The 26,180-nt window shown below is 45.5% G+C and carries 21 protein-coding genes; 11 read left to right on the top strand and 10 right to left on the bottom strand.

Annotated elements, in window-relative coordinates:
• The first annotated feature begins 206 nt into the window (after positions 1–206).
• Positions 207–557 (top strand): hypothetical protein, encoded by a 351-nt coding sequence (locus tag ACO067_RS20255; RefSeq protein WP_421877586.1) that lies wholly within the window; start codon positions 207–209, stop codon positions 555–557.
• 1 nt (position 558) lies between these two features.
• Here the strand turns inward: ACO067_RS20255 and ACO067_RS20250 are convergent, their stop codons facing one another.
• The 5 genes from ACO067_RS20250 to zwf form a co-directional block, all read right to left on the bottom strand.
• Positions 559–915, bottom strand: coding sequence for a hypothetical protein (locus ACO067_RS20250; RefSeq protein ID WP_421877584.1), 357 nt, complete (start codon positions 913–915; stop codon positions 559–561).
• A gap of 75 nt (positions 916–990) precedes the next feature.
• Positions 991–2,127 carry a DUF2911 domain-containing protein gene (locus tag ACO067_RS20245; RefSeq protein ID WP_421877582.1) on the bottom strand — a complete coding sequence of 379 codons (1,137 nt, stop codon included), beginning with the start codon at positions 2,125–2,127 and terminating at the stop codon, positions 991–993.
• Between the two features lie 95 nt (positions 2,128–2,222).
• Positions 2,223–4,091 carry a tetratricopeptide repeat-containing sensor histidine kinase gene (locus ACO067_RS20240; RefSeq protein ID WP_421877580.1) on the bottom strand — a complete coding sequence of 623 codons (1,869 nt, stop codon included), beginning with the start codon at positions 4,089–4,091 and terminating at the stop codon, positions 2,223–2,225.
• 84 nt (positions 4,092–4,175) lie between these two features.
• Positions 4,176–4,895, bottom strand: coding sequence for a 6-phosphogluconolactonase (gene pgl / locus ACO067_RS20235; protein WP_421877578.1), 720 nt, complete (start codon positions 4,893–4,895; stop codon positions 4,176–4,178).
• On the bottom strand, positions 4,892–6,409 hold the full coding sequence (gene zwf / locus ACO067_RS20230; RefSeq protein WP_421877576.1) for a glucose-6-phosphate dehydrogenase: 1,518 nt from the start codon (positions 6,407–6,409) through the stop codon (positions 4,892–4,894). The genes pgl and zwf overlap by 4 nt, the downstream gene beginning before the upstream one ends.
• A 119-nt stretch (positions 6,410–6,528) precedes the next feature.
• On the opposite strand from zwf, the gene gndA reads away from it, so the two are divergent.
• The gene (gene gndA / locus ACO067_RS20225; protein ID WP_421877574.1) at positions 6,529–7,923 is read left to right on the top strand and encodes an NADP-dependent phosphogluconate dehydrogenase; all 1,395 of its coding nucleotides are present in this window, start codon (positions 6,529–6,531) and stop codon (positions 7,921–7,923) included.
• A 13-nt stretch (positions 7,924–7,936) separates the two neighbouring features.
• Here gndA and ACO067_RS20220 read toward each other — a convergent pair whose 3' ends face one another.
• Complete coding sequence (locus tag ACO067_RS20220; RefSeq protein WP_421877572.1) at positions 7,937–8,380, bottom strand: NUDIX domain-containing protein; 444 nt, start codon at positions 8,378–8,380, stop codon at positions 7,937–7,939.
• Positions 8,381–8,559: 179 nt separating this feature from the next.
• Here ACO067_RS20220 and ACO067_RS20215 point away from each other — a divergent pair, with 179 nt between their 5' ends.
• Positions 8,560–9,252: an exonuclease domain-containing protein gene (locus ACO067_RS20215; RefSeq protein WP_421877570.1), complete on the top strand. Its 693-nt coding sequence runs from the start codon at positions 8,560–8,562 to the stop codon at positions 9,250–9,252.
• Positions 9,249–11,150: a DUF294 nucleotidyltransferase-like domain-containing protein gene (locus ACO067_RS20210; protein ID WP_421877568.1), complete on the top strand. Its 1,902-nt coding sequence runs from the start codon at positions 9,249–9,251 to the stop codon at positions 11,148–11,150. Before ACO067_RS20215 ends, ACO067_RS20210 begins: the two co-directional genes overlap by 4 nt.
• A gap of 2 nt (positions 11,151–11,152) precedes the next feature.
• Here the strand turns inward: ACO067_RS20210 and ACO067_RS20205 are convergent, their stop codons facing one another.
• Entirely contained in the window at positions 11,153–13,396 is a 2,244-nt protein-coding gene (locus ACO067_RS20205) for a glycoside hydrolase family 9 protein (protein WP_421877566.1), read from the bottom strand.
• A 169-nt stretch (positions 13,397–13,565) separates the two neighbouring features.
• On the opposite strand from ACO067_RS20205, the gene ACO067_RS20200 reads away from it, so the two are divergent.
• On the top strand, positions 13,566–13,766 hold the full coding sequence (locus tag ACO067_RS20200; RefSeq protein ID WP_421877564.1) for a YgaP family membrane protein: 201 nt from the start codon (positions 13,566–13,568) through the stop codon (positions 13,764–13,766).
• A gap of 52 nt (positions 13,767–13,818) precedes the next feature.
• On the opposite strand, the gene ACO067_RS20195 is transcribed toward ACO067_RS20200, so the two are convergent.
• Entirely contained in the window at positions 13,819–15,132 is a 1,314-nt protein-coding gene (locus tag ACO067_RS20195) for a gluconate:H+ symporter (protein ID WP_421877562.1), read from the bottom strand.
• Between the two features lie 12 nt (positions 15,133–15,144).
• Entirely contained in the window at positions 15,145–17,097 is a 1,953-nt protein-coding gene (locus ACO067_RS20190) for a glycoside hydrolase family 97 protein (RefSeq protein ID WP_421877560.1), read from the bottom strand.
• 204 nt (positions 17,098–17,301) lie between these two features.
• Between ACO067_RS20190 and ACO067_RS20185 the strand changes: the two genes are divergently transcribed.
• Positions 17,302–17,868 (top strand): AraC family transcriptional regulator, encoded by a 567-nt coding sequence (locus ACO067_RS20185; protein ID WP_421877558.1) that lies wholly within the window; start codon positions 17,302–17,304, stop codon positions 17,866–17,868.
• Positions 17,869–17,983: 115 nt separating this feature from the next.
• Here ACO067_RS20185 and ACO067_RS20180 read toward each other — a convergent pair whose 3' ends face one another.
• A complete protein-coding gene (locus tag ACO067_RS20180; RefSeq protein WP_421877556.1) occupies positions 17,984–18,553 on the bottom strand; it encodes an AAA family ATPase in 570 nt (189 codons plus the stop codon).
• A gap of 263 nt (positions 18,554–18,816) precedes the next feature.
• Here ACO067_RS20180 and ACO067_RS20175 point away from each other — a divergent pair, with 263 nt between their 5' ends.
• The 5 genes from ACO067_RS20175 (at position 18,817) to ACO067_RS20155 (ending at position 25,985) form a co-directional block, all read left to right on the top strand.
• Complete coding sequence (locus ACO067_RS20175) at positions 18,817–21,237, top strand: glycoside hydrolase family 95 protein (protein WP_421877554.1); 2,421 nt, start codon at positions 18,817–18,819, stop codon at positions 21,235–21,237.
• Positions 21,238–21,287: 50 nt separating this feature from the next.
• Positions 21,288–22,205 carry a 2-hydroxyacid dehydrogenase gene (locus ACO067_RS20170; RefSeq protein ID WP_421877552.1) on the top strand — a complete coding sequence of 306 codons (918 nt, stop codon included), beginning with the start codon at positions 21,288–21,290 and terminating at the stop codon, positions 22,203–22,205.
• Between the two features lie 72 nt (positions 22,206–22,277).
• A complete protein-coding gene (locus ACO067_RS20165) occupies positions 22,278–23,387 on the top strand; it encodes a Gfo/Idh/MocA family protein (protein ID WP_421877550.1) in 1,110 nt (369 codons plus the stop codon).
• Positions 23,388–23,490: 103 nt separating this feature from the next.
• Positions 23,491–25,176, top strand: coding sequence for a pseudouridine synthase (locus ACO067_RS20160; protein ID WP_421877548.1), 1,686 nt, complete (start codon positions 23,491–23,493; stop codon positions 25,174–25,176).
• Between the two features lie 437 nt (positions 25,177–25,613).
• A complete protein-coding gene (locus ACO067_RS20155; protein ID WP_421877546.1) occupies positions 25,614–25,985 on the top strand; it encodes a hypothetical protein in 372 nt (123 codons plus the stop codon).
• Positions 25,986–26,180 lie beyond the last annotated feature (195 nt).

Genomic DNA, 26,180 nt, shown 5'->3' with positions numbered 1-26,180 from the left:
GATGAATATACTAAATACCCCGCTGAACACCTAATCTCACCAGATGAATATAACCAAAATTAATCTTGGCATAATGCATTAATCGATGTTAGATTCTAAGAGCTTGCATTACTTTTTTGGGCTAATTAGTTGTTGAATTTCTAATAGAATGTCATTAGTTTCGGACGATTTTTACATACAACTCCATCATTCACCAGTCATTAACTATGTCAGTAAAAAAAATTGTTTACAAAGGAAAAGAGATCATTTATGTAGACTATCGCGGAGAGAGCGAGGACCAGATGCTCCATACCGCAACCACGCTCAAAGAGTTGCTACTATCAGAAAACAAGGCGCATTTGCGATTGATCAATATATCGGATGCGTTTGCTACAACTAGATTTACCAACTACATCCGGCAGCTTGGCAAAGACACCAAGCATATACCAACCAAAGCGGCTATTGTGGGAATTACGGGCGCAAAGAAGGTGCTCTTACTTGGCTATAACAGAATACTAGGTGGGGCCATGCGACCTTTTGATGACGAAGAAACGGCCAAAGAATATTTGATAAGGTAGACTAGCTGACCAGGTAATCCAAAGCGTCTTCCATTGTATCGAATGGCTTGAGTTTGTTAACTGAAAAGGCATTGAAGCTTTTGAGCAAGACTTTTTTGATACCAGTGATTCCAATAGCGGCGGCTTTTTCAGTTTTGGCTCTGAAGACTTCTACACTCAATTTTTTGACTTCATTCATATACTCCTCACTTCCATAAGTGCCAGTGAAATCACTCACCGCCAGTACCTTGCCCGGTTGCTGCTTAAAGAGTGAGGCTGCTTCCCGCGCTGTGGCGATCATTTCCTCTTTGTTCTTACAGGGTTTGTAGTCTATCAGGATTATTTGTTTATCCTGATGACTGATGATTGATACAGGCATTGGTCAAGCTGCATGATTGCCACAAAGATATTCTGAAAAAGAAAACCCCTGAATAGTTCCAGGGGCTTTAAACCTTTAGTTGATGTCTTCGCCTTTTTTCAGTTTGTCCAGGTTGGCCCGGATGATTGGTGGATTCATGGTATCGTTTGCCGGTACTTTAGTAAGAGCTATTTCCAAATACTTGATAGCTTTTTTGTAATCTCCTACTGCGGAGTACCCCCTGGCAAGTCCATAATTGGTCGGCCAGGCACCGTCATTGTTCTTGTGATTGATCTGAAAAACCTCAAGCGCCTTTTTACTTTGTCCGGCTGCAATGAGCTGTCGCCCGTAGGCATGAACTTGAAATGCTGGTGCTCCTGGCATGTTGATCGCCTCATCCATGATGCTATTGGCTTCCTCCGCCTTCCCTGCATTGCGAAGCACCATTGCTTTGGTAGATAACGTAGAGAAATCTCGCTGACCAATGAACGGCAAGGAAATGGCATTTTCCGCCCAGTTGATCGCCTCATCGTGATACCCGGCACCTGATGCCCAGGTCGCAGCAGCTACCCAGTTGGTATAAGTAAAACCAGGTGAATCCTTTAGCTCACTTCGTAAAGCACTCAGCGTTTGTGCGTTGGCATCTTTTACCATCACGGTAAATGGCAATCTCTTCTTTTCCCATTCCAGGTTGACAGTAGTCTGATCGTCCTTGCGATTGGTAAAGTCATAAGTCAGATATTCTACTGATTCATTCAGGTCCTGAGGAGTTGCCTGGACTCGCAATACCTCATCTTCCGGCTGGTAGAAAAAACTACCCCAGGCATCGGCTTCACTACTGAAGATTATATCCCAATCCCCAGATTCCTTTGGCTCTACAAAAAAACCATAGCGACCTGCCGGTAAAAGCTCTCCCTGGACCAGCATATCATGAGAAGTCTCAAAAACAGTGTTCTCATTGGCGCCCGCACGCCATGGGGATGGATTCTCATCTGTGCTGGCTCCAAAACCAAGGTTGGCCTTGCCGTAAGGTACTAGCTGACCCCATATCTGACCCTCTCTACCTGCTACATCTGGACTACCGTAACTTATCTTTACCCAGGCAACACCACCAATGTGCTGTTTGACAACACTTTGTTGATTGGCACCACTAGGAGGCAAACTCTGAAGCTGTGCATACATACTCCAACATACCATTGTGGCAATGGCTGCAAAAAATAATTTCTTTTTCATCAGTTTTAGTTTGGTTTAATTCAGTATAAAAACAGATGCGCCAGTTGGTCAACTGATGAAATCTTGTGAGGGGATCAAATCAAGGATATTCGGAGCTATTTGGATGGGAATGACAGCTGAATGGCAGTTCCTTTGCCTTCGTGGCTATTGACCAAAATGTCCCCATTGTTCTTCTCTACAAACTCCCTACAGATGATCAGTCCAAGTCCTGTGCCCTTCTCTCCTGCGGTACCACGTACATCCGAATACTCATTGATCTGGAAGAGTTGACTTTGTACCTCATCGCTCATGCCAATACCCTTATCTTCAAACAGGATTTTCACTCTGCCTTCTGCGGTGGTTACCTGAATATTGATGGATTGCTCAGGGTGGCTGAATTTGATCGCATTGGATATCAGATTTCTAAATACTACCTCCAGTTGTGCAGGGTCGGCATAGATTTCCAGTTCACCAGGGCACTGGATCTCTACTTTCACTTGTTTGGCCGATGCTTGACTTTGTATTGACTTCAGCACCGTTTGTAACAGTTTGCAAACTTCCACCTGAATGGGATTATGCACTTCGCCTTCCAGCTGGTTTCGAGCCCAGGTCAGCAGGTTTTTGGTCAGACTGATAGTGCTCTCTACCGATTGGTTCAGTTCTTTGATGATCAACTTTTTATCTGATTCGTCCATCTGGCGTTCCTCAGCCAGCAGTCTGGAAAAGGAGTAGACGTTGGAAAGTGGACTGATAAAATCGTGAGCGACTATAGAGAATAACTTGCTTTTGGTTTGGTTTAGCTTCTCTAGTTCCTTTTTCTGATGACTCAAAAGTCTATTGACTTTTCTGACTCTGCGATTAGTGAAAACAAACAACGCAAGAGAGATTCCAATCAAAAGTACCAACACAATCAATGCAACAATCTGAACCTTCTGACGCCCGAGCTTCAAGGTAAAATCGGCAATCTCCGATTCTTGCTGAATTCGCTCCTCATACCAATCCACTATGTATCTTTTGTTTTCACGCTCTACCTGAAGCAGTGAATCGGTTAAGTTCTGATAGGTTTTCCACAACAAGTCAATGTTCTCATAGTTATTGATGGACTGGTTATACTCGAAAGATGTCTGGATCACATTTTTAAGTATATCCAGGTATCCGTGAGTCACACACAGATCACGCGCAGTGTTGATATTACTTTCTACCTGCTCCCTACTTCCATTTTGCTGCATGTAAACTTTAGCGAGTCCAAGATAAGCTTCTGCCGCAGCCCATTTATTGGAATAGTTGCCGAGCTCATTATGCAATTTGATGACTTTGTCAAAAGACTCTTTAGCAGAGTCAAATTTTCTGGTTTTGATGTAAATCAAGCCAAGGTTCCGGTAGTTGCTCTGCAGCAACGGCTGGTTATTTAAGGATTCATTTACAGCTATCGAAGCTCTAGTGTAAAATGCCGCTGAGTCGTATTTACCCAGATCATTGTAAGACCGGCCAATATTATTGTAGATCACCCCCAAGCGCTCCGATGCTTGTAATTTTTCAAAGATCTGTATAGCCTTTAACTCTGTGGTGACTGCCAGGTCATGATCGGACAGGTAATTGTAGAAATTTGCCAACGACAGGTAGCAGTTGGCCACTCCCAACTCATCTCCGTACTGCTCGAAAATAGCTTTTGCGTCCAGTAGGATTTCGGATCCTTTCAGATAAAATCCATACTCACGCATGACCGCACCAAGTATGCGCAGGGCATATGCTCCCTCCAGCTCCAGTCCTTTTTCATTGGCTAGACTGATAGCTTCTTGTGCGAGAAGGTAGGCTTCCGAATTGTCAATGTAAATTAACTCTCGTGCCAGTTGAGTTTTTGCCATTACCTGAGCACTATCACTCAAAGGGCCTTTGAGCTGATCGCGTAAGTCATCGATGATAGATGACTGACTGTATCCATTGAAGGACAAGAGCAATAGGAATATGTAACCTAAATATCTCATGAAGAATATTTTTAGGACAGTCAAAGACCACCACCTGGTGGTCATACCTAATTGCAAGTTGATGAGGGCGAAAGGTACCTAAAATCAAATGATTCCTTCCACAGCAGCAGCATCAACATACCAAAATAATCGACCAACAGGTCTGATATGTGCTGCAGGATAAGATTTCCAATCTCCCGATTGATGATAGATTTCGTTGATTTTTGCTTTTTTACCAGCACCAGTCACCAGAAAGACAACCTCGCTGGCCGCATTGATGGCTGGTCCATTAAGGGTGACTCGGAGCTGACCAGACTCCGGATGTTTTGCTACCGCACAGATGCGCTCATCATCCAACAACTCCAGCTGATGCGGGAAGATTGAAGCCGTGTGCCCGTCTTCTCCCATTCCCAGAATGATCAAATCAAAAATAGGTTGATCATTCATCACAGGAACATGATTTGTGATTTCTTGCTCGTAGCGCTTAGCTTCCTCCTGAGGGTCTTCTTCTCCCAAAATCCGGTGAATATTAGCCGCAGGAATATCCACATGATCAAACAACCGCTCTTTGGTCATTTTATAATTGCTCTGATCATCTGTAGGTGGCACACAGCGCTCATCACCCCAGTAGAAATGGATGTTTTTCCACAGATCACTCTGTGCATACTTTTGTGCCAGGTAATCAAACAAAATCTTAGGAGTTGATCCACCAGAGAGCACCACATGAAAGGACGACTTCCCTGCAGCCTGATCCATTAAATAATCTCCAAATGCCTCAGCTGTCCGCTGTGGTGTATCAAATATTTTGAATTCTTCTTTGGTCATAGTTCACAGAAAATTCCGTCTTCAGCAAGATTTTTACACGGATAGCGCCACATCATATGTTCGCCCTCTATCAATTCGTCCACGTTTTCTGGACCCCAGGTCCCAGCCGGATATCCATAGATCGGAATGGAGTGATCATCCTTCCAGGCTTTCAGTATAGGATCGATAAACTCCCATGCCGACTCAACACTATCTCCACGCGCATACAGCGTAGCATCGCCCTGCATGCAATCAAGGATCAATCGCTCATAGGCATCTGGCACATAAGCATCAGTGAGATCAGAATACAAAAAGTCCATGTTTACATTCTTAACCTCAAAACCTTGTCCAGGTACTTTCATGCCAAATTTCAGCAGGATCCCTTCATCTGGCTGAATCCGCATCACCAGCATGTTCTGAGAGTTCACCTTCTGGCTTTGGCTGAATATCCGGTGATGATTCGGTTTGAAATGGATAACTACCTCGGATACTCGGGTCGGCAGTTTTTTGCCCGATCGAATGTAAAAAGGAACACCAGACCATCTCCAGTTGTCAATGAAAAACTTAAGAGCCACAAAAGTCTCTGTCCTGGATTCAGGGTTTACACCTTCCTCTTCACGGTAACCTTTCACTTCTTCACCTTTGATCTTACTGGACAGGTACTGTCCGCGGATCACATTTTGCTTCACATCTTCGGTAGTCATGGGCCTTAATGACTGAAACACCTTCAGCTTTTCATTGCGAATGCTGTCGGCATCTGACTTTACAGGCGGCTCCATTGCTACTAGCCCAATCAACTGCAGCAAGTGATTCTGGACCATATCTCTCAGTGCACCAGAGCCATCATAGTAGCCACCACGCTTCTCCACTCCTACTGACTCAGCAGACGTGATCTCCACCCGATGGATGTAATTACGGTTCCAAAGTGGTTCGAAAATACTATTGGAGAATCGGGTCACCAATAAGTTCTGTACCGTCTCCTTACCCAGGTAGTGATCGATTCTATAGATCTGGTCTTCACGGTAGTCTTCCAGCAAGGTCTTGTTGAGCTCCTTAGCAGATTGGAGATCATACCCAAAAGGCTTCTCAATAATCAATCGGGTCCAACCTGTTTTTTCTTTATTGAGTCCGGCAAATGCCAGATGCTTTGGAATAACTCCGTACAAGCTTGGCGGCACAGATAAGTAAAAAATCACGTTACAATTGGTGCCAAACTCGTCATCAATGGAATGCAAGCGATCAGACAGCCCTGGATAGTCCTCTTTTTTGGAAGTATCCAATGCGTGGTAGTGTACCAACTTAGCAAAATCCTCCACAGACTTACCTTCTTCACGTTTGATATGCGGATTGTTCAGTACGGCCTTATCCCGAAACTCCTCGTCATCATAAGGAGTACGTCCTACACCTACTATCGCATACTTTTTTGGTAGGTAGTCTTTCTTGAACAAATTGTAGATTGCTGGAATAAGCTTACGGGCCGTGAGGTCTCCAGAAGCACCAAATATTACCAGAATCTGATTATCATTTTTTATCATTACTTCAATTATCGAATTGGAAGCATTAATTTCATGCCTCGAAACAACGTAGCCAAAAGGACCTGACCATTACCCCAACTTATCAGGTCTCATTAATTTAAAGCTAAAATTATATCATAATGGCAGAACAACACGACTTTGGTCTAGTAGGTTTAGGAGTAATGGGAAGAAATTTCATTTTGAATGTGGCAGACCATGGATTTTCGTCCATGGGTCTGGATACAGACGAAGACAAAGTTGCTGCCCTGAAAGAGGAAGGTTCCCAGGTAAAAGTAAACGGCACCACCGATGCAGCCACTTTTGTTGGTGCACTGAAAACCCCTCGTAAGATCATGCTGCTGGTGCCTGCCGGTAAGCCTGTAGATGCGGTGATTGAAACGTTGCTACCACACCTGGACAAAGGCGATATCATCATAGATGGAGGCAATTCATTCTTTGAAGATACTGAGCGACGCATTGCTTATCTGGAAGAAAAGGGAATGAACTTCTTTGGCGCCGGAGTATCAGGAGGCGCAAAAGGCGCCCGAAGAGGACCGAGCATCATGCCTGGTGGTAGTGAATCTGCCTATGATCATGTGCGTACCATTTTTGAAGCCGCTTCCGCCAAAGTGAATGGTGAGCCTTGTGTGGCTTACATGGGACGTGGCTCTGCAGGAAACTACGTGAAAATGGTCCATAATGGCATTGAATATGGTTTAATGCAACTTATCTCTGAGATCTATGATGTAGCCAAAACAGGCAATGGTTACAGCAACCAAAAACTCGCTGATCTATTCACTGGGTGGAACAAAGGGGTGTTGCAATCCTTCCTCGTGGAGATTACCTCAGAGATTTTCAAGAAAAAAGACGACCTCACTGGCAAAGACCTGGTAGACGTTATCCTGGACAAAGCCAAGCAAAAAGGAACCGGAAAATGGACGTCACAAAACGCCATGGATCTTGGCATTCCAGTACCTACCATTGACTCAGCCGTGACCATGCGGGAGATTTCCTCCATGAAGGACTATCGGGTGGAGGCTGACAGAGTATATCATACTCCGTCCATTGGACAGGACAAACCAGACGCCAAAACACTCGAAAATGCCCTATACTTTGCCTTTATTGTCACCTATGCTCAGGGAATGTCGCAGTTGGCTGCTGCCGATAAAGAATACCAATACAATCTGAACCTGGAGACCATCGCTAAAATCTGGAGAGGTGGCTGCATCATTCGAGCGGCTCTTTTGGAAGATATTCGCAAAGCCTATGATCGAAATCCGGATTTGCACAACCTGATGCTTGACGAGGATTTTGTGAAGACACTTAAAACCATCGAAGGTGATGCCAGAATCGTCGTACAGTTTGCTGTAGGTAGTGGGATTCCAGTGGCTGGATTGTCTTCAGCGTTGAGCTATTTCGACTCATTTAGATCGGGCAGACTACCGTTAAACCTGATTCAAGCTCAGCGTGATCACTTTGGGTCACACACTTATGAGCGAGTGGATCGGGAAGGAATTTTTCATACCGAATGGTAATCATACCAAGTACTTAGTGTGAATATCCGTAATAAATCGGGTATTCATGCTGAGTCTTTTTATTGACCAGTTGATCAAACAATTGCGGAAGAAAGCCTCCAAGGTCATAATCCATTACTTGATCCAAAGACACCCAGGCAAACTCATCTGCTTCATTGTTGAGTATGACGTTATTCGAAGCTGTCTTACAGAAAAAATCCACATACAACATGTGTCTTGGTTGATGAAAACTCTCCTCTTCGATACTTTCCTGCATACTAGCAAGTCTCAAATCACTCACACTCAAACCCGTTTCTTCTTTTATCTCTCGAACTAATGCGTTTTCCAAAGTCTCTCCATATTCCACATGACCTCCCGGAATAACCCATTGATTATTCCACTTTGCCGATTTACACAAAAGGATTCGATCTTTGGAATCAAAGATCAGCCCTCCTACTGTCACTTCCACACTCTTCATTTCGCTAAACTAAGATGAACTTTACAGAATCATCCATTTGTCTTTATTAAATGACTAGACGCAGTGAAGACTAGCCGGATTGAACATCCAGACTATCTAGTAGCTGAATATTGCATTGCAGTCTACTGTGATGGTTTATTCCTATGCAATTGTGTATTACTTGCGTTAACTTAACTACGATGAACAAACATCTCCTCTTTCTCGACACGGAAACCTCTGGAATTCCTGATTCTTTGAATGCGCCTGTTCGAGAACTGGAGAACTGGCCATTCGTCTTGCAACTGGCCTGGCTGGTATACACTGCCGATGGAGAGCTCGTGAAGCAAGAGAACCATTTCATCTTTGAAGAGGAGATTTACATCGAATCCTCCTCATTCAAAATTCACGGAATCACCAGAGAAAGCCTGAAAGCCCGAGGTAAGGATCGCCGATCGGTCATGAAGCTGCTAGCCAGTGATCTCCGGCATTACAAACCACTGATCGTTGGTCATTTTGTGGAGTTTGATAGCAAGATGGTTCAGGTGGCATTTATCCGATCAGGATTGAAGAACATCGTGCCGAAATACCAGCATTTTTGTACCATGCGAGCGACTTCAGAATACACCAGATTTCCGAATCAGTCCTATCCGAAACTGGAAGAACTCTACCAGAGCTTGTTTGGTGAACAATTGACTGACACGCATAATGCCAGCAGCGATGCACAGGCAACTGCCAGGTGTTTTTTCGAGCTTTTGCGTAAAGACGAACTAACCACCCATCGAATCAGGTCACAAAAATTATTTTTTAGGATAGAGCAACCAAAACCAAAGGCTGGTTGTGGTCTGCCCGTACTTGTTTTCATTTTAATTGGACTAATCACCCTCTGGTTATGAGTGAAAAGCTAGCATTTCTAAAAAATACTGTGCCCTTCGATCAACTTCCCGAAGGACAATTGGAATCTCTGGAATCTCAGATAAGAGAGATCCACTATGGGCAGCGTGATCAGCTCTACCAGCAAAACAAAACGACCGTAGAAGGTCTTGACATTGTCTATCAGGGTGCCTATGAAGCCTATATCCTTACCTCTGACAACCAGAAGAGGTCCAAGCAAAAGGTCACGGCTGGCCTTACTTATGGGGCATTCTCAACGCTTCTCAATAAAGGCAAATCCCTCCTAACAGTGGAGGTAGAAAAAAACACAGTAGTCTACCGCATACCGCCGGAACTATTCCGCCAGCTATGCAAAGATCATGAAGACTTCTATCAGCATTTTCTGTCAGCATTTGGTAAGGAGATGCTCAATGACCAGTACCAGGGTCTGGTGTCCAATCCCTCCATCGATTTTGAGACGCTGACTTTTGATCGGTATTTTGTTCGTAAACTCAATACCGTCAGTCCCAGACCGATCATTAGCTGCGCTGGTCACACCCCCTGCCATGATGCGGCACGCATCATGGAGCAGCACAAGCTGAGCTGCCTTTTCGTAGAAAACCAGGGGGTGTTGGTCGGGTACGTTACTGACATCATCATGCGCAATAAGATCATCGGTGGTCAGATGCACTCAGCTACACCTGTGCATGACATCATGGAAGGACCAATCTTTCGCATTGATCAAGAAGCGCACATCTATGAAGCAGTGCTCATGATGTTTGATCACATGATCCGCTACGTCATTGTACAAGAAAACGGCCAGGATATTGGTGTGGTGTCCAGAACCAAACTTCTCTCTGATCAGGCACAATCGCCGTTCGTTTTTATCCAGTCCGTACGACTCGCCTTGACTATTGATGAGCTTCGAAGCAAATGGACTCAAGTGCCAGAAGTCGTTTACCAACTTTTGACACGTGGTGTAAAATCAGAAATTGTTAATCAGGTGATCACCAACATCTCTGACACCATCGCTCAAAAGGTGATAGAAGGTGTGATCAAGGAAATTGGTGAGCCTCCAGCTAAATTCGTCTTCATGTCGCTGGGCAGTGAAGGCCGCAAGGAGCAAACCCTGAAAACCGATCAGGACAATGCGATTATTTACGAAGACAAGGCCAATGAATTTCGGGAGAAAACAAGAAAATACTTCTTGCACTTTGCCGATCTGGTTTCCGAACGACTCAACTTCATCGGCTTCTCTTTCTGCACGGGAGGACTCATGGCCAAAAACCCCAAATGGACGCACTCGCTCTCCCACTGGAAGCGCAACTATGACGAATGGATCTCGAATCCAGACCATGAAGCAGCGATGAACTTCTCTACGTTTTTTGACTGCAGATACATCTTCGGCGAGGAGAATCTGGTCCAGGAACTCCAAAGTCACATCATGAAGAAAATGGATCAGCCAAGTGAGTACTTTTTCTCATTACTCACCAGCAATGCACTTCAGTACGAGCCACCGCTCACTTTCTTCAGAGGGATTCGCACCATATCCAAAGGGGATCAGCAGGTATTCAATATCAAAAGAGCCATGACACCAATAGTAGATCTCGTGCGAGTCTATGCACTCAAAAACAAAATTCTCGCTACCAATACAGGAGAACGTCTTCAGGCTTTGCGTGATCTAAAGGTTTTTAGTGAGTCAGATTTTCATGAGTTGATGCAATCCTACTATTACCTCATGGGAATGAGGCTCCGGTACCAATCCACTCAGATCATCCATGATCATGACGAACCCCACAACTATGTGAATCCAAAATCGCTCACCAAGATTGAAGTGGTTACCCTGAAGGAAATTTTCAAAGTAATTGACGCTTTCCAGCAGCGTATCAAAATGGTCTTCACCAGAAACCTGTTTGGATAACTTTACTGTTTGACTAGCTTCCTGGAGATCTTTTGGTTTTTAGAAATAATGGAAATCAGGTAAACGCCCGCCGGTAGCGGTTTCAAATCAATCTCATCACCTACTGGCTCATAGCTTTTCACCAGCTCTCCAGACAAGTGGTAGAACAGGACCTTTTCTACAACTCCATTGTCCATGCGAACATTCAGTCGGTCATTAGCTGGATTAGGGTATAGTACTCCTGTTCCCTCATCGATTCCTAAAGTACTCCGGCAGTCTGAGGAGTTACTGACTGGAGTAAGACCCGATGTACCTCCGGCACAGTTTCCACAAGCATCTATCACTGCATCGCCATCTTCCACTCCCATGCAGTCGTAGTTTAGATCGACAAATTTGGATAACAGCCGAGTGTAGGCTAGCTGATAGCTGTTGCTGTTTTCCGTAACTGACCAGGAGTTCAGCGGCCAACTGGTATTAAAATCCTTGTAAGACTTCTGAGCTGGTTGGTTCATAGGTGGATCTAACTCCTCCGATGTACAAACGGAGTTATTGGCAGAGGATCCACACCCTTCCGGACAGCAGCTATCGAGAGTATAACTCGGATTGGGTCCACCCACCAAAAAACCTGGTGCCGGGCCGTAAATGGACTCACCTACCCGATCCCATTTGGTACTTCCATCAGCAAACCAGGAATGGTAAAATTCATTGACAGAGTGCACTGCACCAAATCGGTACATATTGGACAAATAGACCAGATTAAACGGGTTAACGCCATGAAGGTAATGAATATATCCAGATGCCGCCTGAGTCAATTCCTCCTGCGAGGCTTCATGGTAAGCAGCCATACTCATGAACATATTGGCCTGACGATATTTGATGGAGTTACTGCCCCAGGTGTAATCTTTAATGAAAGCCCCATAAGGATCCCGGACTTGTTTGATTGCTGGCAGGTTATCGCTGCCCGTGAGTATTTGATTGGAATACACTTCTAAAATGTGCTCTGACACGGAACTGGATGCCTCGGAACTGTTGGCGTAATACAGCAGCATATCCTGATTGAAAGACTCGAAAGGATAGGCATAGTTCCAGGCAATGAGATGACAATCCTGGTAGTGTGCATCCACATATTGCTGAAAGTCCTTCTCCCCTGTGAGATCAAACAAATAAATAGCTGCTTCCAATTTGGACATGGATCTTTGGTAATCACTTTCCTCTTGCTGCCCTGCTCCAAGACCCTGAGAACCATATTCGCTATCGTTATTTCTAAACAGTACATTCGGGTTACTTTCTGCCCACTCCCAGGCATCAAGTGCTCGTGTACTCAGCTCATTAGCATCCTCAGCCATATTCAGCTGACCAAACACTTTTGCTGCAAGGGCAAAAGCCGCCGCTGTATTAAGTGTGGCTGAGGTAGAAGCTGGCCCATAAAAACTTGGCTCTGAAGCCTTGGATGGTGGGCTTGCATGAGCCAATCCTACGATACTGAGCACACTACCATCTTCTTCTTGCATCCGTTTTAAGTGTGCAATCCCCCATTTCACTTCATCTATCAAATCAGGAATACCGTTTCCTGAGTCTGGCAGACCATAATCATCGCCCCAGGCGTCTGGTCTTTCAATGTAAGACAGAAGCATATCGACTACATAGTTGGCAGTCCAGTTGGTGTATTTGTTGTAATCTCCGGCATCATACCACCCACCAGACAGGTCTCTAGCGCTGCTGGGATCATTTTTAGCGTCAAACCGACGACATTCGGCATCCTGATTAGGACCAAGATGGCTGGCTCCATCAGCCCACTCTTCTCCGGCATATTCAGCTGATTTGGCATAGCCAGCTCGCTGATAGAAGAATGTGCGAACTGCATGTTTGAGCACTTCATTATAGACCGATCTGGAAATCATAAACTCCGCCGAGTGTTCATCTGAGGACTCATCGAGAACGTAATAGCTCCCCACGGTAGCCACTTCCGTAAAGTCAAATAACCACACCTGATCTCCCGATGAATTGTCCATCTGGCCGCCATTCCACTGGACAGGTGCCGCGGAGTAGACCACCTCGTTGGTGGAAGCGTCCAAGACCTGATAGGTTGATCCTGGATTAAATTCCAAATCAGCGTCATAACCCTGCATGGGATTTCGAATAACGGCAATCTTAGTAGCTGATGGTAAGTAGCCAAACTGATCCACCACTATAAAGGGAGAAACGCTCTGAGCAGGTAAGCTCAGAACTGAACAGCATAGAGCAATAATTGACAGGAAGATTCTCATGGTTTAGGGTAGTTGTTCTCTACAAGAATACAGTACAACGCCAAAAGCAATAGGCATCGATTGTCTTAAATAACGGACTAAAATGATTGAGCTACTCTGTAACAAAAGTCACACAACGGGAACCTCTCTAATGCTACCTTTATAGGACTTTAAACAAACTGTGAAGATCATGAAAAAGAATATGGGAACTGCGGACAAGGTGATTCGGATAATCATCGCCGCAGTAGTTGCTGGCCTCTACTTTACCAACACCATAACAGGTACACTAGGGATCATCCTACTAGTCCTTGCTGGAATTTTCGTGTTGACCAGCCTGGTCAGTTTCTGCCCACTTTACACACCATTTGGTATTAAAACTTGTAAAAAATAATAGGCGAACACAGAAGTGAAGCATGGGGAAGTTGAGATCGACTTCCCCTGTTTTAAATCAACCAATCCAAAATCAATACACCGACCAACCCCACCACTGAGACAATCGTTTCCATCACAGACCAGCTTTTAATCGTGTCTTTAATGCTCAGATTGAAATACTCTTTGTACATCCAAAATCCCGAGTCATTCACATGTGAGAAAAGTAAACTTCCAGCTCCAACTGATAGCACCATCAAATTGGGATCGGCACCAATCTGACCCATCACAGGAGCCAATATCCCAGCAGCGGTTAACCCCGCCACAGTCGCTGACCCAATTGCTACACGAATGATTCCGGCAATCAGCCAGCCCAGCACCAACGGATGAATGGAGGAATCCTGCAAGCCTGCTACCAGTTCAGTGCTCACTCCACTGGCAATAAATACTTGCTTCAGAGCTCCAGCACCAGCCACAATCAACAGTATTGGGGAAATATCCTTGATTGCATCGGTATAAAAACCCATGACTGCTTTCATGTCATAGCCTTGTTTCAGGCCAATGGAGTAAGTAGCATAACCCAAAGCCACGATCATCACCACAGATGGATTTCCCACAAAGCCAACCACCTCTCCGATGGTTCCTGATGGCTGCCAGTAGAGCTGAAGAATGGCAGCACCTGCAAGCAAGACCACTGGAAGCAAGGCCGAAAAGAAGCTATTGAAGCCTCCCGGCAGCTGGGATTCATCTTTCGAATCGGCAACAAAGGTTTTGAGCGGCTTGGAGTCCATATTTTTAATGGATCGAGTAAATATCGGTCCTGCCAGAATAATAGCCGGTACTGCCAGACAGAATCCATAGATCAGAGTAAGGCCCATATCAGCCGAAAGCTGACCCACAAGTGCTGTTGGAGATGGGTGCGGTGGAAGAAACCCATGAGTAACCGACAAAGCTGCCAGCATAGGTATCCCAATGAAAACGGCCTTCATTTTAAACTGATAAGCTACCGAAAAAATCAAGGGTACCAACAGCACAAACCCAACATTATAAAAGAGCGGGATGCCCACCACAAAACCAGTGGTCATCAGCGCCCACTGGATACGCTTCTCGCCAAAAGTGTTCATCAGCACATTGGTGATCTTCTGAGCAGCACCAGTTTCTGCAACCAGTTTCCCTAGCATGGCTCCCAACACGATCACAATGACCAGGCCTCCCAGCATTCCACCGATTCCTTTTTCGACAATACCGGTGACTTCACTGAGTGGGACGCCCAGTAGAACCCCCGTCAAAATGGAAACAACTACGAATGCTAAGAAGGGATTAAGTTTGGCCCAGGTGATGAGCAGAACCAAAATCAAAATACAAACCAGGATAATCAGGAAAGACATAGTCAAGAAGGGTTATTGCTGCGAAATGATTGCTGACCATCCTCCTCCGGAGGCCAGATCGATCACTAGTTTTGTTTCAGAAGTGACAGAAATTTGTTCAATGGCATAATCCTCAGCAAAGCGATCTGCATTGATGCCGTCCTTAAAAATATTAGCCGTGTAACTTCCTGAAGAAAGGAACCTTAAATCCACTTCGAGTGAACGCTGGGTCCAATCCGTCATAGCTCCTATGTACCAGACATCTCCTTTTCTGCGTGCTACAGCCAGGTAATCACCAACCTTTCCCTCCAGCACCTTTGTTTCATCCCACACCGTCGGGATTTGGGTGATGAAATCGACTGTTTCCTGCTCTTCGTAATACCGTGAGGGCGACTCACACAGCATCTGCAGCGGTGCTTCATAGACTACATACATTGCCACCTGATGCGCTCGGGTTCCCAGACTCATCGGCCGCTCAAAACTGATGCTATAATTGATCTCGTGTTTGTTGACCATTGCTCCGGGCGTGTAGTCCATCGGTCCAGCCACCATTCGGATAAAAGGAATAGTCACATTATGTTCTGGGGTGATGTCGGCACTCCACTTATTATTCTCACTTCCTTTTACTCCTTCATAGTTGATCACGTTCGGATACTTTCTGCGGAGGCCAGAAGGCTTAAATGCTCCATGAAAATCCACTAACAGCTCCAAATCTGCTGCCTTTTTGGCGATACGCTCATAGGAGCTCACCATGTACTGATCATTACGCTGCATGAAGTCCACCTTGATACCAGCTGCTCCCCAGCTCTTATAAGTTTCCAGAATCTCATCCAGGTTATCATCCAGTGGTTTCCAAAGCACCCATAAGATGATTTCCACTCCTTTGCCCTTACCATACTCGATAAGCTCAGCCACATCCATCTCAGGATTGAAGTCCAGTATCTCTGTAGTGCTTTTGGTCCATCCCTCATCTAATATCACATATTCAATCCCATTTTGAGCCGCAAAATCAATGTAGTACTTGTAGGTCTCGGTGTTCAATCCTGACTTGAAATCTAATCCATAGAGGTTGTTGGCATTGTACCAGTCCCAGGCGACCTTGCCCGGTTTGATCCAGTCAGTGGAAATGACGGTGGGTTCGGATAGCAAGTAAGTCAGATTACTGGCTATCAAATCACGGTCATCTTTAGAAATGATAAACACTCGCCAGGGTAATGCCTTAGGTCCGGATAGCTGTGCGATGTATTCGGCTTGTTGAACAAGTTTTTGGTTGCGGTCAGGTCCCTGCGGATCTGGAATAGCTTCTAACACATATTTCGGATAGACAGCTTCCATGATCGTGCCCTCTCCTCCTTGCAGAAACATGCCCGGATAATCGTGAAGCGCTGTTTCTGTGAACAATACACTGGTACCATTGGTCTGAAATAACACGGGCAAACTACAAAACCGATCTTCTGAAATATTTTCCAATGATTCATTCAGGTAGAGTCGTTCGTTGTGAGAATACATCGACTCCTCTTCGGGAAATTTCGAGGTAGTTCCTGCAGGAAACGCCAATTTCATCACTTCATTTACTACCTGCCTTTCCTTCTTGGATTGATCAATGAACCGATACCCCAGACCATCGTCAAATACCCGAAACTGCAAGGAATAGCCTCCTTTAAACTCCAGGGTAAGTTGATTATATTCTTCTGCTATTCGAGCATTTTTGTGTGGAACGGCTACCTCTACGTAGCCTTTGGAGGTCTCTCGACTCTCACTTTGTAATCGTGCATTGGCTCCAATGCTTTTGTGAGATCCATCCACCCCTATCTCCGCTTGAGGAATCACTTGCTCTTCAGCAAGCGACACTGACCAGGTGATCTTTTCTGAGAGGTTGATCCGGACGACAAGCTGTTCATCAGGTGAAGTGACGACATATTCCTGGGCGGCACAAAATAGCCCTACCAGAACCAGGGCAAAAAATAGAAGGGTGTGTTTCATCATTGTTGGAAAAAATCAATTGCAGCTCCAAGATAGGTTTTTAGGGAAGATGATCAAACTCAATCAGGTATTGGATTTGCACACAAATAGGTCCTCATATGTGTCAGAAGACCTAATCCATCTATGAAGTACCAACTCCAAAAGCCTCTGCAACTCGATTTCCTCCTTATCTTAGCACCAAAACCCTATCAAATGAGTTGATGAAATATGGCGGAGACGATCTACATCAAAAACATGGTATGTCCGCGATGCATTGCTGCCGTGACTGAAACCTTCCACCAGGCAGGCATTGCCCCCGAACGCATATCACTAGGTGAGGTGCAGGTGACCACCATGCCTGATGAGCTGCAACTTGAAAAAATTCAGAGTACCCTGGAGGCTCAAGGATTTGAACTGCTCAATCGAGGCAAATCAGCAATTATAGCCCAAATCAAATCGGCAATCATTGAGCAGGTGCATTACTCGAAAGAACCTCTCAAAGTAAACTTCTCAACCTACCTGTCAGAGAAAATTCACCAGGAGTATGGTTCACTCAGCCGACTCTTCTCCTCTGTGGAGGGCGTCACCATCGAGAAATTCATCACCTCTCAGAAAATTGAAAAGGTAAAAGAACTGCTGCACTATGACGAACTCAACCTATCACAGATTGCCCACCAGCTCGACTATAGCAGTGTAGCTCACCTTTCGTCTCAGTTCAAAAAAGAAACAGGAATGACTCCATCTGCATTCAAGAAGCAAAAGACCATTTCAAGAAATACCCTGGACCAACTCTAACCAATCCATTCTTTGCGGCGCATGAAGTGAACGATGAGATCCACCATTTCATGAACACTCAGTCGCTCCATATTCAGAATCAGATCAAAATCGCTTTCATCCATGGATCTTTCCATTAGATGTTCCTCCAGTTTTTGCGTTGCTTATCGATACTCCTGATCATGTCTTCGGCATCTCTCGGATTCATTTTCATCTGATTTACTACCTGCCCTACTCTGTAATCTCGTGGTGCACTCACTTTTACATGGAGACTATTAGGGATGGATCGAAGCACATTCATACCTCCCCGACCTACAAAGATTACATTACCCTTCCGCGCAAAAGTGACCATGATGTCTTTGATGGTTTCTAAAATGATGCTATCAGATACGGTTTTACGGGAATTAAAACCTGAGAGCCAGTCGTTGGTCTTCTCAGTATGGGCCATTACACGTGCCTCTACATCGTATGGCTGCATATGGAGCGCCTTGGCTGTTTCTTCTATGACTTCCTGATTGATATAACTCCAGGTGTGCTTTTTTAATCCATGATCTCGCAGTTGATTGAGATGCAGGATCAGCGAGTTTACCAGGGGATGCTCGTCACATCCATAACTCCTGGAGATGGTCAACACAGGTCCGGAAATGGTTGGCTTATGGAGGTTTTTCTCCCTTTCCTCCATGTAGTTTTTTAAATTGACTTTCATGACGTGATTTCATTTGCTATCTGGAAAAAGAGGCATTTTACGTGAGTAGAATGTCCGAAACGACTTACAATAAACTACCGACCATTGTCTTGATCGGTCATAACGACACTTAACATGATAACAATACTGAAATGCGGAAAGTGCCCTTTTTTGATCAACTATAACCATTACACTTCGAGTACATTTTTTGACCCTTATAAAAGAATAGTTTACCCAAATGATCTGGATAAATGGCGATATTTGAAAGAAGTAAAACCCAACACATGATCCGAATACCACGCTACTTAGTTGTCTTTAGTATAGTTATCACATGCCTGGCATCCTGCGTCAGTTCCACCGATCAAAAATTGATAAACCAGAAGCTCTGGTTCAAACAACCCGCAAAAATCTGGGAAGAAGCCCTGCCGGTTGGCAATGGACGAATTGGTGCAATGATCTATGGAGATCCACAAACAGAACATCTCCAACTCAATGATGATTCTATGTGGCCAGGTGACCCAGACGAATGGACAGACCCAGAAGGAAGACCCAACGATTTACAAAAAATCAGGGAACTCTTGATAGCAGGCAAGAATCAGGAAGCTGACTCCATGTTTGTCGACAAGTTTTCGAACAAATCCGTAGGTCGTTCGCATCAAACACTTGGCGATCTAACCATCAACTGGAACCATGAAAACATCACCAATTACCGTCGCGAACTTGATCTTGCATCTGCCATCGCTATGGTATCCTACCAAACGAATGGCCATCAGGTAACTGAGAAAATCTTTGCATCCCATCTGGATGAAGTGATCGTGATGGAAATCATCAGTGAAGCACCCAATGGCCTCTCAGGAACCCTACAGCTCACCAGACCTGAGGACGAAGAACATCCCACAGTTCAAACCATTACTATTAATGATCAGACTATTGCCATGCAGGGTGAAGTGACACAATATGGAGGTGCCTTTCAGTCCAAACCTTTTCCCATCACTGAAGGTGTAAAATTCGAAACAGTGGTGCAGATCCAGGCAGAAGACGGAACAGTCAGCAGTGCAACTGGACAACTGCAACTGGACAATGTCCACAAAGCTCGCATCCTGCTGGTCACCAATAGTGATTACTATCACGAGGACTTTGAAGCGATGAACCGGCAACAACTGGAAAATATTAAAAAGAAAAACACCTCAGAACTGCTCACAGAACATATTGAGGATCATCAATCTTTATTCAACAGGGTACAATTGGACATTGTACATCAGTCTCCGGATTCACTACCTACAGATAAGCGTCTGGCTTTGGTGAAGGAAGGTGCTACTGATGTCGGGTTGGAACAAACACTATTCCATTACGGTCGCTACCTACTCATTGCTTCATCCAGACCTGGAACCAACCCGGCCAATTTGCAGGGACTATGGAATCCACACATTACTGCTCCCTGGAATGGTGACTACCACCTCAACATCAACTTGCAGATGAACTACTGGCTGGCGAATCTGACCAATCTCGATGAGCTCAACCAGCCACTTTTCGACTACATCGACCGGTTGGTGGACAATGGTCATGAAACCGCTTCGACCAACTTTGGGATGCGGGGCTCTTTCATACCCCACGCCACGGATCTTTGGGCACCTACGTGGCTCCGGGCTCCGACAGCCTATTGGGGCTGCTCGGTTGGTGGTGGAGGCTGGCTCATGCAGCACTACTGGCAGCATGTAGTGTTCACTCAGGATACTAGCTTCTTGCAAAAGCGAGCCTTTCCGGCCATGCATGAGGTGGCCCAATTCTATTCAGACTGGCTGATCGAAGATCCACGAGATGGGTACCTTGTATCAGCTCCATCTACTTCTCCAGAAAACATCTTCCTGATGGCCGACGGTGGACAAGCTGCCACCTGCATGGGCAGTGCCATGGATCAGCAGATCATTCACGAGTTGTTTACCAATTACCTCGCTGCTTGTGAATGGCTAGAGGTTGATAACGAACTGAAAGAATCGATTGAGCAACAGCTACCTCAGCTACGCCCGGGATTTGTGCTAGGTGAAGATGGCCGGATCCTCGAGTGGGATCGTCCTTACGAAGAAAACGAACCCGGCCATCGCCACATGTCACACTTGTATGAGTTTCATCCTGGTACGGCCATCAACAAAACCGATCACCCAGAGCTCTTTGAAGCCGTTCAGAGAACGCTCGATTATCGACTAGCCAATGGTGGTGCAGGTACCGGTTGGAGTCGAGCATGGTTGATCAACCTGAGTGCACGGCTGGGAAATGCAGAAATGGCGAAAGAACATATCCGTTTGTTGCTTGCCAAATCCATGTACGACAACTTGTTCGATTCACATCCTCCATTTCAGATTGATGGAAATTTTGGGATTACGGCTGGCATTGCCGAAATGTTAGTGCAAAGTCATGCAGGGTACATCGAGTTCCTTCCTGCCTTACCGGAAGCCTACAAAAATGGATCATTTGACGGACTGAAAGTGCGTGGAAATGGTGTAGTCTCAGCCAAGTGGTCTGACGGTCAGATTACTTCAGCATCCCTCATGGCCGCAAGTGGTGGAACTTTTATCGTACATAAGCCAGATGGAGTAAAGACAATCGACCTTTACATCAACGACCGTCATTTGTCAACTAAACCTGAAGGCAACTTGTATAAAGTAGATATCCCAAAAGGTGCGTCTCTCCAAATGAAGTTTCTGTAAAGAACGGCCAAAGAGTTGGTAGTAGTCCGCTGATCAACCAACTTTGAGGTATGAGTATCGCGATATTCTTCGAGGGAAAAGATTCTGATAGCTGGGCGGCAGCACTAACAAAAAGGCTACCGGATACTCCGATCGAAATTCATCCAGAAATCACTCACCCTGAAGCCGTGCAAATGGCTGCCTGTTGGAGACCTCCAGCTCATTCGTTGGAGCAATTGCCCAACCTGCAGCTCATTCAATCCATTGGTGCCGGAATTAATCACATCACCAACACCCAGCAGCTTGGCAGTGGTGTGCGTCTTTGTCGCTTCGTGGACGAGCACCTGTCGCACGACATTTTCGAATACGTGCTGGGGGGAATTTTGGGACATTTGAGGAACCTCAAGCCACCAGTAAACAAGCTATGGAAACCTGAGTCTTATAAACGGCTGAGTGATACTACCGTAACGATACTAGGATTAGGGGCAATTGGTGGACACATTGCTACCCAACTGGCGAAGTTAGGTACACGGGTAAATGGCTGGTCCAGATCTAAAAAGGAACTGGAGGGTGTAGCCACCTATTTCGGTAAAGAGGGATTATCTGAAGCACTTCAGGGCACTGATATCCTGGTGAGTGTGCTTCCGCTCACACCAGAGACCACAGACCTGATCAACCGAGACCTGATGGCTCAACTGAATCCAGGTGCCTTTGTGATCAATGTAGGTCGTGGACACCATCTGGTGGATAATGATTTGGTCAGCCTTATAGAAGAAAAACACCTTTCTGGTGCATTATTAGATGTCTTTCGTGAAGAACCACTACCACAGGACCACCCCTTTTGGCGCATGCCGGAGGTGATCATCACACCACACATAGCGGCCATCACCGATCCTGGCAGAGCTATCGACCTGATTGTAGACAACTGGAACCGGCTACAAAAAAGCGAGCCGTTAAAGCACGAAGTGGATTTGAAACGAGGGTATTGAATAGAGCCTACCTTAATTCCAAATAAATTGGTTTTAACCTAACTTTCACATGAAATCGTGAAGCCATACACCATGAAAGTCTACAGAATCCATAGTTACCTCTTTTTGATGCTCTTCTTGTCCACGAACGTGTTTGCTAAGCACCAACCCCTCCGAGTCGGCGTAATCGGATTGACCCACACGCACGTGCACTGGATCTTTGGCAGTGAGGAACGCGGAGACATTGAAATCGTGGGAATAGTAGAGACCAACAAGGAACTAGCACAGCGCTATGCAGACCAACAAGGCTACTCCATGGATCTGGTCTTTGACAGCATGGAGGAGCTAATTCAAGCCAAAAAACCCGAAGCAGTCACAGCGTTTGGAACTATCTATGAACATCTGGCTGTGGTGGAAAAGTGTGCCCCTTTGGGAATCCATGTGATGGTGGAAAAGCCACTTGCCGTTAACCTGGAGCATGCACGTAAAATGGCTGATTTGGCGAACAGGCACAACATCCATCTGCTGACCAACTATGAGACCACCTGGTATCCGACCAATCACAAGGCCTATAAATTGGTGAAGAAGGAAAACACCATTGGCGATATACGGAAGATCGTAGTTCGCGATGGACACAAGGGACCTAAGAAGATCGGGATCAATAGTGAATTCCTGGACTGGCTCACAGACCCTAAAGAAAATGGAGGTGGAGCTGTCATTGATTTTGGCTGCTATGGAGCCAATCTGGCTACCTGGCTCATGGATGGCAAACGTCCAAAAAGTGTGACCGCCATTACTACCCAGCTGCAACCAGAGAACAATCCAGAAGTAGATGATGAAGCCATTATTCTGCTAGAATATGCGCAATCTGTGGTGGTGATCCATGGTTCGTGGAACTGGCCCATTGGTCGGAAAGACATGGAAATCTACGGTCTCACTGGAGTGGTCTATGCGGATAACAGACACGATCTTCGAGTTCGGATCAGCGAAGGATACGATGGTTTCAATGAAGAGGCTTATGAGCTAGAAGAACGCTCTGCTCCACTTGATGATCCGTTCTCCTACTTTGCTGCTGTGGTTCGTGGTGATGTAGCAGTCCGGCCAACGGATCTTTCCGCACTAGAAAACAACATGGTGGTGATGGAAATCCTCGATGCAGCTATCCGCAGTGCGAATAATGGGGAGAAGGTGGTGTTGAAGTAAACTTAGAATCTAGAACCTAAAACTTCAAACCATGACTTAAAACCCAAAACTCAGAACATAAAACCTCAAACATTCAACTTATTCCCCAACTTTGCCAGGATAAATGGACCCGAAACCCTACATCCATCGGTTTGAAGCCTCTGTGGAGGAGATTGAGTTGCCGGAGCAGTTTACCTTCCCTTTCTATTATGAGCCGCATCTGTTGGTCCAAATGGCCGCAGAGCAACTGCAACGAGAACTTTCTAAAAGAGATTTCGGTCACAATTTCGGCCTGGATGGGAATGATGAATCCACAGCTGTTGGTAAGATGTTTGGTGTGCTGGTAATCAAAGACCATCAAGGTCATTTGGGGTTTTTGGCGGCCTTTTCTGGCAAAATTGCCGATAGCAACCATCACCAAGGGTTTGTTCCACCAGTATTCGACCTGCTAGATGCTCAGGGCTATTTCATAGCAGGAGAAAACGAACTGAATACCCTAAATCGACAAATCGAGCAACTCGAAAACTCGGATCAACTAAAAGAAGCTAGAACCTTCCTGGCAAGTCAAAAAAAACAATCTGACGTAGACATTGCAAAGCTTAAAGACGAAATCAAATCGGGCAAAGCCCAGCGCAAACAAAAACGACAAGAAGCACAAGCCAACCTGACCGAAGAGGAATTTGCTAAACTCGATAAAGAACTGTCTGAGGCAAGCATGCGGGAGCAACTCACACTCAAAGACTGCAAAAAGTACTGGAAGCATCACCTTCAAGCTGCAGAAGATCAGGTGAAAAAGCTCACTGACACAATCAAACAACTCAAAGAAAAACGAAAGCAAAAATCAGCCCGGTTACAAGAGCGTTTGTTCAGCGATTATAGCTTTCTGGATGCCAGAGGAGAATCGCGAAGCCTACTGTCAATTTTTAGTGAGAAGGAGCTGCCCATCCCTCCGGCGGGTGCGGGAGAATGCGCTGCTCCCAGGTTGCTACACTTTGCCTATCAGCACGAGCTCACTCCCATCGCGATGGGCGAGTTTTGGTGGGGAGCTTCACCCCAATCGGAGGTACGGACCCATGGCCAGTTCTATCCGGCTTGCCGGAGTAAGTGCGAGCCTATTCTTGGGCACATGCTTCAAGGATTGGATGTGGAGAAAAACCCTATGCTCAGCAACCCTACACAAATCGGAGACCTGCCAGTCGTATATGAAGACGAGCACTTGCTAGTCGTCAACAAGCCCGCGGAATTCCTAAGCATCCCAGGTAAAAATGTATTCGACTCGGTGTATACGCGGATGGAAGCGCGCTACCCTGGAGCAACCGGGCCATTACTAGTCCATAGACTGGACATGTCTACCTCTGGGTTGCTACTGGTAGCCAAAACCAAAAACGTACACCAGCAGCTTCAGGCACAGTTCCTCAAACGCTCTGTCACCAAACGCTACGAGGCGGTACTGGATGGCTTACTGGACAAAGATTCAGGAGAGATCAACCTACCGCTACGCGTAGATCTGGACAACCGTCCACAGCAGCTCGTCTGCTGTGAACATGGGAAGAAGGCCATTACCAAATGGCATAAAATCAAAGAAGTGAATGGCCAAACACTGGTTCACTTCTACCCCATCACGGGACGGACGCACCAGCTGAGAGTCCATGCAGCACACGCTTCTGGTTTGGGTACCCCTATTGTAGGAGATGATCTATATGGTAAACGAGATAAGCGGCTGTACCTTCATGCCGCTTACCTGAAGTTTCAGCATCCGGTGACCAGTGAGGTGATGGAACTGAGTGTGTCATCGGGTTTTTTGGAGTAGGCGTCAGACCGCACTAGATGGCCCGACGACCTAACACCTTGGTGCCTCTTATTTTCTACCCAGTGATTATCAGTCACAAAAACGTTTTTATCCGGTTATCTTTCTCTTCGGCCATTTTCCAGATTTCAATGGATAATTGACAACTCCAACTATCGGTAAGACTGGTTGGAGTATAAGAAACAAGCATATATCAGTTGGTTACAAGAACAACAAAATATGAAGTAAATGCTGCTGTAGTGGGTGTTAGATTCGCTACTTTTATTATCAGCGGCTTACCGATGATCACTTAAGGCTATAATCTTCGGGCTATATGAAATATGAAAGTTCTAAACATCCATAAAAGAATAGTCAGTCAACCAAAAAACAAGGTTGCCAATGTTTTAGCAACACTTTCTACTGAGAACGATCGAATTTGGCCAATAGAAAAATGGCCACCCATGCTATTTAAACAAGGAATTAAAGTAGGCGCCCAAGGGGGACATGGGCCCATCAAGTATGAAGTAGAACTATACGATCCGCAAGAAATCATTCAATTTAGGTTTTCAAAACCTAATGGATTCCATGGAATTCACAAGTTCGAAATCCAGACGTTGACAAAAACGACTACTGAAATAAAGCATACCATTGACATGCAGACTACTGGAAAAGGAACCCTCCTGTGGCTTTTGGGTATTCGCTCTCTTCACAATGCGTTAGTAGAAGACGGATTTGATAAATTAGAAAACATCTTCCAAAAACCTCAAAAAATAACCAAATGGAATTTTTGGGTGAGATTTTTAAGAAAACTCTTAGCCAGAAGAAGCAAATGAATAAGTGAAAACCTCGCTTTTCCCTCCTCTAGTCCTCGTTTGTAACGAGGACTAGTAAAGCACAGCATTTACAATGCCGATTAACCAATTGAAAACTTGAAGTTTAAACATCCGCGTTGCAAACGCGGATGAGAGATAAGATACTTTCCAAAAAAATTCTCATTCCCATTTATGGAATTTCACGGTGCCTCGCAT

The organism is Marinoscillum sp. (assembly GCF_965229915.1).
Taxonomy (GTDB): Bacteria; Bacteroidota; Bacteroidia; order Cytophagales; family Cyclobacteriaceae; genus Marinoscillum.
This window is presented reverse-complemented; position numbering and strand designations above follow the sequence as displayed.